The organism is Pseudochelatococcus lubricantis, from assembly GCF_042432495.1.
Classification (GTDB): domain Bacteria; phylum Pseudomonadota; class Alphaproteobacteria; order Rhizobiales; family Beijerinckiaceae; genus Pseudochelatococcus; species Pseudochelatococcus lubricantis.
The window spans coordinates 272008-285971 of record NZ_JBHLXC010000006.1 but is presented as its reverse complement, the minus strand read 5'-3'; the positions used below and the strand labels follow the sequence as shown (position 1 = coordinate 285971).

The 13964-nt window shown below is 72.9% G+C and carries 7 protein-coding genes; all 7 read right to left on the bottom strand.

The features are described 5' to 3' along the window. Nucleotides 1-70: 70 nt before the first annotated feature. Genes ACFFJ7_RS12105 through ACFFJ7_RS12075 form a run of 7 tightly spaced genes read right to left on the bottom strand, consistent with a single transcriptional unit; the run spans nt 71 to nt 13957 of the window. Nucleotides 71-1276, bottom strand: coding sequence for an SEL1-like repeat protein (locus tag ACFFJ7_RS12105; RefSeq protein WP_377592607.1), 1206 nt, complete (start codon nt 1274-1276; stop codon nt 71-73). Next, the gene (locus ACFFJ7_RS12100) at nt 1260-4061 is read right to left on the bottom strand and encodes a tetratricopeptide repeat protein (RefSeq protein WP_377592605.1); all 2802 of its coding nucleotides are present in this window, start codon (nt 4059-4061) and stop codon (nt 1260-1262) included. The genes ACFFJ7_RS12105 and ACFFJ7_RS12100 overlap by 17 nt, the downstream gene beginning before the upstream one ends. Then, nucleotides 4058-6748 (bottom strand): hypothetical protein, encoded by a 2691-nt coding sequence (locus tag ACFFJ7_RS12095; protein WP_377592603.1) that lies wholly within the window; start codon nt 6746-6748, stop codon nt 4058-4060. The genes ACFFJ7_RS12100 and ACFFJ7_RS12095 overlap by 4 nt, the downstream gene beginning before the upstream one ends. After that, nucleotides 6745-7881: an alginate lyase family protein gene (locus ACFFJ7_RS12090; protein WP_377592601.1), complete on the bottom strand. Its 1137-nt coding sequence runs from the start codon at nt 7879-7881 to the stop codon at nt 6745-6747. The genes ACFFJ7_RS12095 and ACFFJ7_RS12090 overlap by 4 nt, the downstream gene beginning before the upstream one ends. Next, complete coding sequence (locus tag ACFFJ7_RS12085; protein WP_377592599.1) at nt 7874-11410, bottom strand: right-handed parallel beta-helix repeat-containing protein; 3537 nt, start codon at nt 11408-11410, stop codon at nt 7874-7876. Before ACFFJ7_RS12085 ends, ACFFJ7_RS12090 begins: the two co-directional genes overlap by 8 nt. Continuing rightward, on the bottom strand, nt 11407-12837 hold the full coding sequence (locus tag ACFFJ7_RS12080) for a mannose-1-phosphate guanylyltransferase/mannose-6-phosphate isomerase (protein WP_377592597.1): 1431 nt from the start codon (nt 12835-12837) through the stop codon (nt 11407-11409). Before ACFFJ7_RS12080 ends, ACFFJ7_RS12085 begins: the two co-directional genes overlap by 4 nt. A 1-nt stretch (nt 12838) precedes the next feature. After that, nucleotides 12839-13957 carry a PilZ domain-containing protein gene (locus tag ACFFJ7_RS12075; protein ID WP_166950896.1) on the bottom strand — a complete coding sequence of 373 codons (1119 nt, stop codon included), beginning with the start codon at nt 13955-13957 and terminating at the stop codon, nt 12839-12841. Nucleotides 13958-13964 lie beyond the last annotated feature (7 nt).

Here is a 13964-nt window from a genome sequence, read left to right as displayed (position 1 = left end):
CGGCGAATTCTAGGCAAATGATCGCGTGCGCATAATAATCTATGTTTAGGAACAGCCAGTCGGGGGCACTTTATTTACGCCCTTCGGTCTCCGCATCGGTCACGGCAGCGCGCCCGATGACGGTGTCGGCCTCAGCCCGCGACATGCCGCCGAACCGGGCGGCGGCCAATGCCGCGGGCGCGTTTCCCTGTGCGGCGGCGAGCGACAGATAGGCGCGGGCGAGTTCGGTGTCGCCCTCCGTCCGCGCGCCCGTCAGCAGCAGCATGCCCAGCCTGTATTGAGCGACGGCGTCGCCGTCCCGCGCCGCGAGCGTGAGGAAGCGCTGCGCCTTCTGCTGTGCGCCCTCCTCTGCCCCCGCCCTGAAGGCATAGATTTCGCCCAGGCTGACGCGCGCCGGGTTAGAGCCCGCGAGCGCCTTTTCCTCCAGGAATTGCAGGATCGCGCCGTCCCCCGCCACCTCGTTCTGCCCGCCGCCCGAAAGCTTCGACAGCGCCTCGATACCGCGCCGGTCGCCCGTCCCGGCCGCCTTGAGGAGCAGGTCGATGGCTTCGAGGCGGTCGTGCGTGTCCGGCTGCGCGAGAAGATGCCGGGCGAGGACGATGCTGGCGTCCGTGTCGCCGCGCGCGATGAGGGGCTGCAGCCAGCGGCGCAGCGTCTCGCCCTCTTCTGGGTCGCCGGGGGCGGCGAGGCCGGCATGCAGGCCGGCGGCGGCAACCGTGGCGGGTGTGCCGAGCGCGGCGACACGGCCGAGCCATTGCCTCGCCGCTTCCGGTTCTTCCCGGCCGGGGGACAGGAGCGCGCGGGCGATCTTCAGCATCTCCCTGGCCCGCTCCTCGCGCGGGAGGCCGGCGAGCAGGCGCAGCGCCCTGTCCGTGTCGCGCCGCACCCCCCAGCCCAGCGCGTAGGCGACGGCCGCGCCTTTCACGGACTTGACGTTACCCGCTTGCGCCCCGCGCGCATACCATTGCGGCGCCTCGCCGGGGTTCGCCTCGCCGCCGATGCCGTGCTGCAACAGAATGGCATAGGCGGTCGCCGAGGCGCTGGAGCCGTTCAGCGCCTCGCGGCGCAACAGCGGCCGCAACTGGGCCGCGCCCTTGAATGGCTGCGGCCCGCGCGCGGCGATCAGCTTGGCGGCGGCCCGGAGCGCCTCGCGGTCGCCGTCGAGGGCGGCGCTCACAAGACTGTCGAAACGCGGCGCGGCAGCGGCGGGAGGTGCGGCGACGGCGAGCAGCGCCGCCGCGAAGAAGGCGGCGCGGACCTTATCGGATATAGCCATTGTCGTGCGCCCTCTTCTGCCATCGCATCGCGGACTGCCGGTCTGCCTTGACGCCGAAGCCGAGATCGAGCGCCAGTCCATACTGGTACATCGCTTCCGGATCGCCCGCCTCCGCCGCCCGGCGCGTCCAGCGAGTAGCCTCGTCCGCCGAGACCCGGCCGCCGTTGAGCCCGGCCGCGTAAAGCCGGGCGAGGGATTTCATGGCCGTGACATCGCCCGTTTCCGCCGCCTGCGTCAGCAGGGCGACCCCTTCTTGCCCCCGCTCCGGCTGCAGTGTGAGAAGCAGCGTGCCATAGGCGTTGAGCGCGGAGGGAACGCCGTTGCCCGCTGCCTCACGGAGCGCGGCAAGCGCCGTTTCCGATGCATCGGACGCATCCCGCCCCGCGAGCACCACGAGACCACGCACCGCGGCCGGCTGGCCGGCCAGCGCGCCGAGGCGGTACCATTTCGCCGCTTCCGCGCCATGTTGGTTCGCATGGAGATCGCCGAGCAGCGTCGCCGCCTTCGGGTGCCCGGCCGCAGCCGCGCGCTCGAACAGGCCGATGGCACGGGCCGTGTCGGGAGCGCCGGTGGCGGCGCCCGAGGCGTAGAGTTCGCCGAGGCCGAAGAGTTGCCTGGGCCGTTCGGCGGCGATCCGCTCGGCCTGCCGCAGCAGTGCTTCGGCACGTGCCGCGCCGCCATCCGGGAACCGCGCGTAGAGGCCTGCGGCGAGCGCCAGCGCGCGGGGATCGCAGACGATGCGCTGTCCCACACCGGCGAGCACGCGCCGCACCGCCGCCTCGTCGTCGGGCAGGGCCGCGAGCGCATCCGCCTCGCCGCGTTCGGCGGCGCGCAGCAGCCATTCTCCGGCCGGCACGCCTGTCTTGTCCGCGACGCCCTCGCCCAGACGGTAGAGCGCCAGCATGGCCTCGCCGTTGCCTGCGCCTGCTGCGGCGGCGAGGCGGCCGATCGCCTGCGCACGCGCGGCGTCGTCGACAGGCGTGTGCGCGAGCAGGCGTTTCGCCAGCCGCAGGTCGACGTCGCCGTTGCCGCTTTCTGCCACCGTCGCCAGCAGTCTGTCGCCGTCGCCGGGCTTCGACGGCAGCCGCGCGGCGAAATAGGCATCGGCCAGCGCCAGCCGGCCGGGGACCACGCCGTCGCCGGGGGCGGCGGCGCGTGCGGCAAACCGCACGGCCTCCTCCTGCGCGACACCACCGCCGATCAGCACTGCCAGTTCGACCATGGCGCGGCGGTCGCCGAGCGCGGCGGCCTTGCCGAGCCAGCCGCGCGCCGCCGCGCCGTCTCCGGCGTCGGCGGCGGAGCGGGCAAGGCGGCGCAGGGCGGCGGCGTTGCCCGCATTCGCGGCGCGTGCCAGCAGGGAGGCTGCCTCCTCCGGCGATGCCGCGCCGGGCACGCAGCGCCCGATTTCGGAGAGCGTGTAAAGCGCCGCCGGTTGTCCGGCCCCGGCCGCGCGGGTGAGGCGCGCGGCGGCTTCCCGCAGGTCGAGGCCCTGGTCGAGCAGATAATCCGCATAGGCGACGTCCGCCTCCGGGGAGCCCATCGCCCCGAGGCGTTCGTAGATCGCCCCGGCGCGGGCCTCATCGGCCGTCACGCCCCGTCCGGTGCGGTAGGCGAAGGCCTGCGCCGAGAGCGCTTCCACGGCCGGCGAAGGCGCAGCGGCCGCCTTGTCGAGACTGGCGGCCAGCGCCACGGGATCGGCCTTGCCGGTGAAGTCACCGCGATGGTAGCGCACCGCCAGCAGCAGCGCGTCCGGTTCCTGAGCGAGCACGGCGCGGGAGAGAAGTTGCTGCGCCGACGGGGTGTCCCGCCCCGCCGCGAGATGGAGGCGCGCGGCGGCCGTCATGGCGCGCACGGAGCCCTGCCGGGCCGCGAGTTCCCAGAGTTCGAGCGCCTTCGCCGTATCCTTCGGCAAGCCGCGTCCCGTCTCGTGGAGGCTGGCGAGCCTTGCCGCCGCATCGGCGTCGCCAACGCCGGCACCGACCTCGTACCACCTCGCCGCCGCCGCCGCGCCCGCGTCGCCCTCCACGCCGAGGAGGAAGTCGCCGACGTCGGTGAGCACCGAGCAGTCGCCGCCAGCCAGCGCCGTTTGCACGCCGATGACGGCGAGCGTGAGGAAATGCCGGGCGGCGTTGTCGAAGGGCTGCGCGGCTCCGGGCGTTGCGTACAGCGCGGCGAGCTGGAGCGCGGCGGCGGGGTCGCCCTGGCTCGCGGCGATGCCGAGATAGCGCGCCGCCGCATCGGGATCGGGCGCCGGCAGCGCGCCGGTGCGGTAGAGCCTGCCGAGCGTGAGCGCCGCGCCTGTCCGCAGCGCGGCCGATGCTTCCTGCAGCAGCGTCTCCGCGCGCTTCAGGTCTACGGGGCCGGCCGCCGGATCGGTGAGCGAGAGCGCCAGTTGCCGCTTGGCCTCCGGCGTCGCCACCGTCGAGCGGGCCGCGAGATGGTCGAGCATGCGCCGCGCGAGCGCCCTGTCGCGCGCCACGTCGGCGCCGCCCGCCGCGTAGCGGCCGGCGTCCGCCAGCATGCGCTCCGGCGGGACCGTGGTGTCCCGGCCGTCCCACTTCGTCCAGTCCACGGCTGGCGGCTGCGGGCGCGGAATCTTGCGGCAGACCTTGGCGTAGTCGCGTTTCGGCGGCGTGCGCAGAAAGGCCTGCGCGCTGGTCGTCGTCTCCCGCGGCTCGGCCTGCTGGGCGCGTGGCGCCGGCACTCCGGCGAACAGGGCCGCGCCGGCCGCCGCCAGCACGAGAAGGCGTATCCCGCCTCCGGAGAAAGGCGCTGTGGCGTTCATCTCGATCCTCCCGATGCGGCCGCCGCTTTCGACGCCTGCTGCTGTTCGTCAGCGGCGGGCGCGAGCGTCTTCAGCATGCGCGCGGCACGCTGGTTGCCCGCGCCGGCGGCCTGTTCGAGCCACCGCGCCGCCTCCGTGTCGTTCTGCCCGACGCCGGCGCCCTTCAGATAGGCCGTGCCGATCTGGAAGGCGGCATCGGCGTGGCCACGTTCGGCGGCGCGGCGCAGCCATGCCGCCACCCGCGCGCCGGCGGCCTTGTCCGTCCCGCTGCCGGCGGCACGCGACAGGTCGTCGACCGCCGACAGGTTGCCTGCGTCGGCCGCGCGCGTCAGCCACTTCTGGCCCTCTGCCCGCGACGTCCGGATGCCGTGGCCGTTGACGAGCAGATGGCCGAATGCCGCCATGGCGTCCCGGTCGCCGTTCGCCGCCGCCTCGGACAGATGGACCGCGGCCCGATCCGTATCGAGCGGGCCGCCGAGGCCCGCGAGGTAGCCGAGGCCAAGCGCGGTGCGTGCCTGCACGGAGCCGCGATCTGCCTGCGCCTCCAGCATCGCGGCGGGATCGGCCCCGGCATCGGCCTGCGTCGGCGCGGCGGCGAGCCACTCCGCCTCCAGCAGCGTTGCGCCGGGCCGGTCGTATGCGCCCTCCGCGCGGACGGCGGCGACGATCTCCGCGCCCCGCGCCGTGTCCCGCGTGACGCCCCGGCCGTTGAAATAGGCGCGCGCCAGCAGCAGCCGTGCCGGAACGTCGTGCGGTTCGTCTGCGAGGATGGCGTCGAGCAGGCCGACCGCTTCGGCGTGGCGCGCGGCGAACGCGCCGGAGGACAGCAACGCGGAAGCGAGCGCCAGCCGGGCGGGCCGGGAGCCAGCGGCCGCCTCCCGCTCCAGCAGCGCCAGCCCTTCCCGGCGCTCGGGTCCCGCCGTGTCGCCGCGCGTCAGCACCAGACCGTAGAGTGCCTGCGCCTCGGGATCGGGCCCTGCGGCGAGCGCCTGCGCGAGCACCCGCCGGGCTTCGGCAAGGTCGCCGTCGCGGCCTGTCGCGGCCAGCGTTCTGGCGAGCGCGACGAAATCCGCCGGCCGCTTCGCGGTCTCCCGCGCCGGCGCCAGCAGGCGCGGCTCGGCCGGGCCCGATTTCAGCGCCCGGGCGACGAGCGCCAGCGCGGCGCGCATGTCGCCCTCATCGAGCTTTTTCAGGTAGAAGCGTTCGGCCGCCGCGCGCCCGGCGGGATCGCTGTCGCGCATGCGCAAGGCGGCCAGTTCCCATGACGCCGCGTCGACGCCGGCGGCAGCGGCCGTCTCGTACCAGCGTCTGGCGAACAGCGGGCTGCGACCCGGGAGGTTGCCATGGGCATACATGCGCGCGATGCGCAGCATCGCCTCGCCGATGCCGTTGTCGGCGGCAGCGAACAGCCGCTCGACCGCCTCCCCCGTCCCCACCGCTTCGCCCAGGCGGCCGTCGAGCGACAGCGCGGCCAGCGCGAGGCCGGCGCGCGGGTCCGTGGCTTCCGCCCGGCGCAAGGCGTCCGCGAGCGCACTGGCGACATCCGCCGGCAGCACCTGTCGCGCGGCGCGCAGCCACGCATCGAGGGCCAGCCCGGCGCTGACGTTGCCGGTCAGCGCCGCGTCGCGCAGCAGGGGCAGCAGCACGGGCGCGACCTGCGGCGCGGCTTCCCTGTCCAGCGCGCGGCCGGCGAGTTTCGTCAGCGCCTCGGGATCGGCGGCGATCGGCTCCAGCGCCCGCCCTATGCGTGCCTGACGTTCCGCCGTATCGCCCCGGAAGGCGAGCGCGGCGGCGAGGTCGAGCGTGTGCAGTTCGAGCCCCGCGCGGCTGTTGCCCGCCTCCGCGGCGCGCGCCAGCCACAGGCGTTTCTCGTCCGTCTGCGCCGTGCGGCCGAGGGCGAGCGCGGCATCGACGCTGCCGGCGTCCGCCGCCTTCCGCAGCATGTCCAGTGCCCGCGCCGGATCGGCAGCGACGTTCTCGCCGCGCTGCAGATGCCCGGCGTAGCGAACCATGGCCGGCAAGCTGCCGGCCTCCGCCGCGCGTTGCAGCCAGTCCAGCGCCGCAATCGGATCGGCCGGGACGAGCCTGCCCTCGCGATGGATGTTGGCGAGTGCCAGCATGGCGCGCGGCGAGCCGGCTTCCGCCCGCGCCCGCAGGGGCGGCAGCGCCGCCTTCTCGCCGCTTTCCGCAAGGTCGGTCAGCGCCCCGACGCTGCCCATCACCGCCGCCGATTCCAGCAGCTGGCGCGCTTCGTCCGGATCGTGCCCCGCACCCTGACCGGCGGCGAGCGCCAGCACGTGGGCGGCCTCGCCGTTGCCCTGAAACATGAGCCTGCGCAGCAATCCCTCAAGCTCGCGGAAGCCCGGCCCCGACGCGGCCAGCCGCAGCCGCGCCAGCGCGACCGCCGTTTCGGCGGTGCGGTCGCCGCGCGCGAAGGCGGCGCCGTAGGCCGCCTTCGCGGCCTCGCGGTCCGGGCGGCGCAGCGGGTTGTCCGGTCCGGTCATCAGCCCCGCGAGCAGCATCGCGCCCAGCTGGCGCCTGTCGGCGGCCGCATTGCTCGCCGACAGGCGTTCCACGGTCTGCCGCTCGGCGGCATAACGCTCCGCAAGCGCCGCATCGCCGGCGATGGCCACGCCGTGCGGCAGGGCGAGTATCAGGCTCAGGATGAAAAGGCAGGCGCGGATCATGGTCGCCCCCAGAAGCAGGTGGCGTTGCCGCCGATGAACTCGTCGACGAGCGGCCGCTCGCGGGCGATGCGGCGCTCGAACAGGCCGCGCAGCCGCGCGGTGGACAGGTCCTCGTCGGCCCCGTCCATATCCGCAGGATTTACGTCCGCGCGGTTCACGACGGCCTCCAGCCAGGCCATGTAGTGGCGACCATGGCCGCGCCTCGTGAGAAAGCCGAGATCCGGCTTGAGATAGTCGTTCTCCGGCCCGGGGATGTAGTTTTCGGCGCTGTAGGCGACCACCGTCAGCGGCGCGGACAGGCCGTTCAGCAGCCCCCCCGCGAGCGCCGCGAAGCCGCGCCCTTCGGCGGAGGCGCTTTCATAGAGGTTCAGGCCCCGCCCGCGCGCGGCTTCGGCGATGACCGTGAGGCTGGAGAGAGTCTGGCGCTGATACCACAGCGCCCGCGCACCCCTGCGCGCCTCAAGCGGCAGCGTGCCGTCGGCGCGGGCGTCGTCGAGGGTGGCCGCGTAGCGCGCGATGCCCTTGTCCAGGAGTTGCCGGTCGTCGATGATCGCGCCCCATGCCGCCAGCACGCTGTCGGCGAGGATGCGGTGGTTGTTGCGGTCGACCTCGCCGTCGAACAGCCTGTCGACGCGCCTCACCAGCGGATCGAGCCATCCGCGCAGCAGATCCGCGTCCGCCGCATCGAGCGAGGGCAGCAGGATCGCATAGGCGACGGTCAGCGGCAGGAGCTGGCGCTTCAACGAATAGTAGGCGTCGTGGACGGTCTGCGTGTCGTTGAAGGCGCCGCTGGCTGCCCATTTGCGCATCAAATCCCGCAGCATGGCCGTGGCGCGGGCGTCGCCGGCGAGCGAACGGCCGGACAGCACCATCACCGCCCACGAAAAATCTTCCGCCGACCGGTCGCTGCCATAGCCCTCCGTCGCGGAAAGCCCGGCGACCGGCTGCAGCGCGGGCCAGCCGGTATCGACCGGAATGGCGAGGCAGAACCGGCGGAACTCCGCGAATTTCGGCGTCTTCAGCTCGGCCGACCTTGCCGCCACGTCGAACAGGCCGTTCCAGCGCGCCTGTTGGGCGGCGCCCGCGCCGGGAAACAGGAGCAGGCCGGCAATCAGAAGCAGGATCCTAGCCATCGCGCGATCCTTTCGCGGTGCTCGCATCCGTGCAGGCTGGCACCGGCTCCTCCGCCTGCGGCCATGCGCCGAAGCGGCAGGTGGCGGAGGGGCGCGGCGGCTGGCAGACGCGGCTGACGAGCATGTCCGACCTGTCGCCGATCTGGAGCAGGAAGGGCGTGAGCGGCAACAGGTCGCCCGTGAAGATGCGTCCACGCTGGCCCTCGAACCGGTTGCCGTCGAGGATCAGTTCGGAAACGTCGGTGACATCGATGGCGCTGCGGTTGGCGATGAAGGCATTGCCCGTGAGCGCCGCCGTCGACACCGGCTGGACGTCGCCCGCCTCGCTGTCGCCGTCCGGCACGGAGCGCGGGGCCGCGGCATAGATGCGCGCGCCACTGTCCTTGTTGTCGGCGATGCGGTTGTCGTAGAGGCCGACGAAGCTGCTGTTGCGCACCCGCACGCCGGCCCGGCGGTTGCCGGAGATGTCGTTCGCCACCGCGAGGTTGCAGCCGCTCTCGTAGATGGCGAGGCCGTCGCCCGCGTTGCGCAGCGCCGAATTCGCCACGATGACGTTGTCCCTGCTGGCGCGTTCGAGCACGATTCCGGACCCTGCGTTGGCGAGGGCGACGTTGCCGACGACGAGCGTGTCGCGCACATCGCGGGACACGAAAATACCGTGCTTTTCCTGCGTGCCGTGGGCGGTGTTGAAGGCCAGCAGCATGCCGCGAGAACCGTCGTGGGGGTTGACGCCGTAGGCGGCGCTGTCGCGGAACTCGTTGCCGACGACGTCCACGCCCCCGGCCTCGCGGCTGTAGAGACCGTAGCGCAGGTTCTCGAAACTGTTGTCGACGATCCGGCCGGTGGATGCGGCCGGGCCGCCCGCGAACGACAGCCCGGCCGTCCTGCCCTGATCGTAGCCCAGCATCGCGAGGCGGCTGCCGGCGATGCGGATGTCGCCGCCGCCCCATGCCGTGATGTAGGGGCGGAAACGGGCGCGGTTGTCGCCCGTCGCGGCAATGGGCTCACCGGTCGCCTCGTCGTGGCTGGCGATCTCCGCATCCTGCACGATGAGCCGGCCCGCGACCGCGATGAAGGCGCCCGCGTCGGCGCTGAGGCGGTACCGGGCGAATTCCGCGCCCGACATGACCAGCGTTGCGCCGGGCAGCACGACCACCGGCGCGCGGACCAGCACGCGGTCGCCGGTGATGCGCAGCATGTCGCGGGCACCCGCTTCCGGCAGATCGCGTGCGATCTGCCCCAGCGTGAGCGTGCCGGATTCGACCGCGAGATAAAAGGGCCAGGCGGTATTCGCCGGCGCGTCGGCCTGCTGCCCGCCGATGCCCCCGAGGGCGTCGGGGTCGAGCGGGCTGAAGCGTATGCTGGCGGCGCGGGCGCTGCCGCCGCCCGGATAGGGCACGGCCGCGCGCTGGCTCGCAGCGTTCAGCGCGGCGATGTCGGGCATGCGGATGTCATGGGCGATCGCCGTGACAGGCGCCGGCGCCCGCACCACATGCCCGCCGGACACGAAGCGGATGTCGCGCGGCCGGTAGGCGCGGGAGGCGGCCTTGAGCGGCTCGCCCGGCGTCTTGTCCAGCCAGCCGAAGCGGTCGAGCGCGCCGGCGCGCCGTTCCGCCACCCGGCGCATCGCCCCCACGCGCGGGCGATAGGCAAGGGTACGCACCTCGGCAACGAAGCGTTCGAGATCGCCGTCCTTCTCGTGGGCGGCGACGGCCGTCTCGGCGAGGACCGCGTCACGAACGGCAGGGAGCGGCGCGAGCGCGGCCTGCGCGCGTGCTGCATCCAGCGCCCCCTTTCCGAGCAGCCTGCGGGCGATGCGGGCATGCGCCTCGCTGCGGGCCTGACCGTCCGTGACGCCCTGCAATATTGCGTCGGCGCGCGCTTGCTCGCCGACGGCGGCGAAGGCCACGGCGATATCGGCGTGCTCCTGCGGGGCCGGGCTGTCGCCGAGGCTGTCAAGCGCCAGTTCGAGGGCGCGGATCGCGCCGTCCCGGTTTGCCTCGCCGAGCCGCGAGGCGAGCACCGCGAAGGTGCGGGCGCGTGCGGCCGCGTCCGGGATAGCTGCCGCGACCTCCCCCGCCTCGCCGAACCGGCCGGCATTCGCAAGGGCGCGGCCGATGGCCTCGCTGACGCGCACGCGGTCTTCGTCAGTGAAAACGGGATCGAGGAGCGCCGTGGCACCGCCTATATCGCCCGTCTTCGCGAGGGCACGGGCGATGCCGGCGCGGGCGAAGGAGGCGTCCTGCGGGCGCGTCGCCAGGTCCAGCATCCCGCGGGCCTCACCGATGTCGCCGGCCTCCGCGAGGCGCCGCGCCAGGCGTGAGAAGGCGTAGGAGCGGTCGTCCGCGTTGTCGATGGTCTCCGAGAGCGCCCTCGCCTCGTCGAAGCGCGAGAAGTCGGCGAACGCGACGGCCAGCGCCGCCGCCGCCTTCGTTTCCTGCGCGGGAACGCGCGTTGCCGCGAGCACGCCGAGGCCGGCGTCCCGGTATCCCAGCTCGTTCAGCTTCCGCGCGATGGCGGCGGCCGTGCTGGCGCGCGCTCCCGGGCGCACTGTCAGCGCGGCGATGTCGGCGGCGCGCAGCGGCGCATCCCTGTCGAGCATGAGGCTCACGACGCGCGCGACAGCGTCGTCCTGCGCCTTGTCGCCGTCCATGGATTTCGCCGCCCGCAGCGCCGTTGCCTCGTCGCCCTCGGCGAGCGCGCCGTCGAAGATGCGCTTCAGCGCCTCCTGCCTGCGCGGCTCGTTCTGGCTCATGGCCTGCGCGGCGAACAACGCCTCGGCCGGGCGCTTTTCCGCGAGGTGCTTCGCCGATGCCGCCGCCAGTTCGCCGTCGTCGGGCGCCGCCCCGGCAGGCTGCAGCCGGGCGCGGGCGATCCGCCGGAAAATGTCGGCCCGCGCGCGCGCGGCGGATATCGCGTCGGTCGCCGCCGTGAGCAGCGCCGCCGGCGGATTCGCTGCGTCAAAGACGAAGACGGCGCCGCCGAGGGCTCCATCGCGGGTCTGCGGCCTGTCGATGCGGCGGGCGTCCTCGATGGCGCGCGCGGCGAGCCGCTCCGCCTCGCCGTTCTGCCCGAGCGCGCGCATGCGGCGTGCGAGGGCGGTCCAGCCTGCGGCGCGGTACGCCGGATCTCCGATCGCGAGCAGCACGGCCTTCGTCTCGATCTCCGCATCGAGGGTCTCGTCTGTCTTCGAGACCGCATCGATCAGCGCCTCGACGAAAGCGAGGCGCAGGATGTCGGCGGTCACCGCCTGCGCGGCGAGTGCCGCCGCCGCCCGTGCCGCGCCGGCCGAGTTCGCCTTGTCCGCGAGCGCGGTCAACACGTCGAACGCTTCTATCGCCGGCCGCAGCAGCGCCGCGCGCCGGCGGGTATTCGTCTCCCCGTCGAGCGCCAGCACGCTGTCGCGCACGATCGCCGCCGCCCTGTCGGCCTCGCCATCCAGCGACGCCGTCGCAGGCGCGGAGAGGACGGCGCCCGCCACGAGCGCCGCTCCGACGAGACTGCGGTTCAGCCGGCGCCGGCGGGTCAAGATACGTTCCTCCGGGCAGGATAGTGCATCTCTCGCGAGGTGCGGGGCAGGAAGCTGCAGACGAGCAGACTGGCCTCGGCATCGTCGAGATTGGCGAAGGTCAGCGGCTCGGCATTCGGCCACGCGAAGCTCTGGCCGGCGGAAAGTACCGCCTTTCCGGTTCCGGAGCGGATGGCGACGTTGCCCTCCAGCACCAGGATGTGCCGCCCTTCCGCCTCGCCGTCGCCGGCGATGTCGAGCACGCGGCCCGCACCGACCGAAATCCGCGCCACGCTGCCGTAGTCCCCGGTGTCGACGACGCGGGAGCTGCCGCAGGCGCGCACGTCGAGGGCATGGCGGTCGGCGGCGGCGTGGCCCTCCGTTGTCAGCCGCTGGGCGATGAGCTTGACGTCCTGCGACAGCGCGCGGGAGGCGACCAGCACGGCATCCTCGGTCTCGACGACCACGACGTTGGAGAGGCCGACCACGGCGACCATGCGGCGCCCGGCACGGACATACGAGCGGCGCACGCCGGCGAGCATGACCTCGCCCATGACGACGTTCTCGTCCCTGTCCTGCACGCTCGTGCGCCACAGCGCCTCGAAGGAGCCGAGATCGTCCCAGGCGGGCGCGACGGGGATGACGCCGAGCCGGGACGACTTCTCCATCACGGCGTTGTCGATGGAAACCGACTCCGCCCGCGCGAAAGCCTCGCCGAGGCGCACGGCGCCGTTTTCCCGTCCGGCGGTGAGCAGCGCTTCCCGCACGGCGGCGAGCACGGCAGGCGCGTGGATTTCCATTTCGGCCACGATGGTGCTGGCGCGGAACATGAACATGCCGCTGTTCCAGTTATGGCGCCCGTCCTCCACCAGTGCGCGGGCGTGCTCGATGTCCGGCTTCTCGACGAAGGCCTCGACGGGATGCACGGCGCCGATCCGGGTGCTGCCGGAGCGGATGTAGCCGAAGCCGGTTTCCGGCGCCGTGGGCGTGATGCCGAAAAGTACGATGCCGCCGTCGAGCGCGAACGCCAGCCCCGCCTCGACGGCGGAGACGAGCAGGCCGGGCTTGCCGACGCTGTGGTCGCTCGGCGCGACCAGAATGACCGGATCGGCATCCTCCTCCAGCATGACGAGCGCCGCCGCTGCGATGGCCGGCGCGGTGGAGCGGATGGCCGGTTCCACGACGATGCGCGGAGAGCCGGCGCCGAAGTCCAGGCCCTCCAGATCCACCTGCACGCGCTCCTCATGATCGCGGTTCGTCAGGATCACAGGGCGGCCGAAGGAAGCGCCCGAGAAGCGCTCCAGCGTCTCCTGGAAGAGCGACCTGTCGCCGACCAGCTTCTGGAACTGCTTCGGCTCGAAGCGCCGCGACAGCGGCCAGAGGCGGGTGCCCGAACCGCCGCACAGGATGACGGGCCTGATGGGGATGTTCTTGTTCACACCATGCATCTCACCGACTCCTGTCCGGCAGCGTCGCGGCAACCGACGTGCTCTGCTCCCTGAATGACGCGACGACGCGGCCGATCGTGCTGTCGCTGAAAAGGTCGAAACGTACGGTCACGGGCTGGCCCAGCATGTCGGCCGTCAGCTCGCGCCCGGTGTCGATGACCACGGTGGAAGGGCTGCGCGGCAGCTCCGTCTGGCCGTCGCCCTTGCCCGGCAACCAGAGGATGCCGGCGTTGTCGACACGGCTGCCGTCGGCGAACTCGACCGCCGCGCTGCGCAGGCCGTAAAGGCTCATCAGCCTGTCGTCCGGAACGGTCGCCGTGACGACGATCGGCGCGTCGGCGCGCATCAGCGTGACGACCGTATCGCCAGCGCGGACGAAATCGCCGCCCGCAAGCTTCTGCTCCACCTGTATGCAGTCGCAGGGTGACTGCACCGTGATCGGGTCGCCTTCCGGCGGCGCGATCGTCATCAGCGGCTCGCCGAGCTGTAGCCGGCGGCGGGGATTGAGATAGTCGATGCGGCCGACGGCGGGCGACGCGAGATTGATGATCTTCGCCGCCACGGCGGCGCTCTCGGCACGCACCACGAAGAGCCTGTCGTAGACGTTCGTCCACAGGAAGGCCGCGAGCGCTATGCCGAGCGCCGCCACCGCGCCGGTGGTGACGACACGTCGCCCGATGTTCGTCAGGCGCCCCAGCGGCCCGGGCGTGGGTGGCGGCGGCACATCGCGTGCACGGACGGTTTCGTTGCGGCGCGCGACGTCGAGCACATCGCCGACCGCGACGACCTCGCCCGCCAGCACCGCGTCGGTGATGTAGCGCAGCAGGCTCGCCTGACGCTCGTCGAGGCCGGTGAAGGCAAGGCTCGCACGCTGCTTCTCCGGGGAAGCGTTGACGACGACCGCGTGGACGCTGAGGCCGAACTGGTAGCCATGGAACGGCAGCGCCAGCGATGCATCCACAACGTCACCGGGAGCGAGGGGGAAATCGCCGGCGATGTCGAAACCCGCCATCGACCATTCCGGCACATCATAGGTGCGCCCCTGGATGACGGCGAACATGGGCAGCCGGTAGCGCGGATGCTGCCGATTCAACTCCGCTTCAAACAATACAGAACCCATGTTTCTG

Excerpts from the sequence above, each read along its gene's own strand:
- ACFFJ7_RS12105 (WP_377592607.1), bottom strand. The coding sequence starts at position 1,276 with ATGGCTATATCCGATAAGGTCCGCGCCGCCTTCTTCGCGGCGGCGCTG.
- ACFFJ7_RS12095 (WP_377592603.1), bottom strand. The coding sequence starts at position 6,748 with ATGATCCGCGCCTGCCTTTTCATCCTGAGCCTGATACTCGCCCTGCCG.
- ACFFJ7_RS12075 (WP_166950896.1), bottom strand. The coding sequence starts at position 13,957 with ATGGGTTCTGTATTGTTTGAAGCGGAGTTGAATCGGCAGCATCCGCGC.
- ACFFJ7_RS12100 (WP_377592605.1), bottom strand. The coding sequence starts at position 4,061 with ATGAACGCCACAGCGCCTTTCTCCGGAGGCGGGATACGCCTTCTCGTG.
- ACFFJ7_RS12090 (WP_377592601.1), bottom strand. The coding sequence starts at position 7,881 with ATGGCTAGGATCCTGCTTCTGATTGCCGGCCTGCTCCTGTTTCCCGGC.
- ACFFJ7_RS12080 (WP_377592597.1), bottom strand. The coding sequence starts at position 12,837 with ATGCATGGTGTGAACAAGAACATCCCCATCAGGCCCGTCATCCTGTGC.